Origin of the sequence: Streptomyces pseudogriseolus (assembly GCA_002154585.1) — a bacterium.
Classification (GTDB): domain Bacteria; phylum Actinomycetota; class Actinomycetes; order Streptomycetales; family Streptomycetaceae; genus Streptomyces; species Streptomyces pseudogriseolus.
Map to the genome: position 1 here is coordinate 1 of MUNG01000668.1, position 1618 is coordinate 1618.

Genomic DNA, 1618 nt, shown 5'->3' on the forward strand with positions numbered 1-1618 from the left:
GTCGGCGACCTCGCGGGCGAAGCCGATCTCGTGGGTCACGACGATCATGGTGGTGCCGGTGCGGGCCAGGTCCTTGATGACGTCGAGGACCTCGCCCACCAGTTCCGGGTCGAGCGCCGAGGTGGGCTCGTCGAACAGCAGCACCTTCGGTTCGAGGGCCAGGGCGCGGGCGATGGCGACGCGCTGCTGCTGTCCGCCGGAGAGCTGCCGCGGGTAGGCGCCGGCCTTGTCGGCGAGGCCGACGCGGGCGAGGAGCCGCCGGGCCGTCTCCACGGCCTCCTTGCGGGGGCGGCGCAGCGCGGCGACGGGCGCCTCGACGAGGTTGTCCTCCACGGTGAGGTGGGGGAAGAGGTTGAAGTTCTGGAAAACGAACCCGATGTGGGTCCGCTGCTTCAGTACGTCCTTCTCCTTCAGCTCGTGCAGCCGGTTGCCGGAGCGGCGGTAGCCGATGAGCTCGCCGTCGATGCTGATCCAGCCCCGGCTGACCTTCTCCAGGTGGTTGATGGTGCGCAGCAGCGTGGACTTGCCGGAGCCGGACGGGCCGAGGATCACGGTGACCTCGCCGGCCCGGACCGTCAGGTCGACGCCGCGCAGCACCTCCAGCGGGCCGAAGCTCTTGTGGACGCCGCGCACGTCCACCATGACGTCGCTCATCGGATGTCTCCCAGGGGCTTGAACGGTACGACGGGCTCGTGGCGGCGGGCTGCCGCGGTGCGCAGGGCGCGAAGGGTGCGGCGGGCGCGCCGGAGCGGGGTGGGCGGCGGGGTGCGGTCGGCGCCGCGGGCGTAGCGGCGTTCCACGTAGTACTGGGCGACCGACAGCAGGGAGGTGAGGACGACGTACCAGGCGGTGGCGACCAGCAGCAGGGGGATCACCCGTCCGTTGCGGCCGTAGATGACCTGCACCTGGTAGAACAGCTCGCCGATGGACATCACGTAGACCACCGAGGTGCCTTTGAGCAGGCCGATGATCTCGTTGCCGGCGGTGGGCAGGATGGCGCGCATGGCCTGCGGGAGGACGATGCGCCGGATCTGCCGCAGCCGGGGGATGCCGAGCGCGGCGGCCGCCTCGAGCTGGCCCTCGTCGACGGCGAGGACGCCGCCGCGGACGATCTCGGCGGCGTACGCGGCCTGGTGGAGGGTCAGTCCGATGATCGCGGCGCCGAGGGTGCCGATGATGCTGTTGCTGTCGACGGACCAGAACACCGGCCCGAAGGGGATGCCGAGGCCGAGGCGGTCGTAGAGGGCGCTCAGGTTGAACCAGAACACCAGCTGCACGATCATCGGGATGGACCGGAAGATCCAGATGTAGGTCCAGGCGACGGTCTGGAGTACGGGGCTCCGCGACAGTCGCATGAAGGCGAGGACGGTGCCCAGCAGGAAGCCGAGGACGGTGGCGTAGGCGGTGAGCTGGAGCGTCACCCACACCGCCTGGACGATCGTCTCGGACAGCACGTAGTCGCGGAAGACGCCCCATTCCCAGACGGGGTTGGTGGCCAGGCCGTGGGTGAACTGGGCGACGAGCACGATCACGGCGGCGGCCGCGATCCAGCGGGCGTGGTGGCGGGCGGGGACGACCTTGAGTCCGGCCGGGTCGTCGGGCAGGGGCGGTGCCGGGG

2 protein-coding genes are annotated in these 1618 nt (G+C 70.8%); both read right to left on the reverse strand.

Annotation, left to right across the window (positions count from 1 at the left end; translation table 11 throughout):
- Window positions 1-654 (reverse strand): amino acid ABC transporter ATP-binding protein (locus tag CCN29_RS33970; protein WP_086686312.1); only part of this gene is annotated, 654 nt, incomplete at its 3' end.
- Window positions 651-1618 (reverse strand): amino acid ABC transporter permease (locus CCN29_RS33975; RefSeq protein WP_086686314.1); only part of this gene is annotated, 968 nt, incomplete at its 5' end. The genes CCN29_RS33975 and CCN29_RS33970, both read right to left, overlap by 4 nt.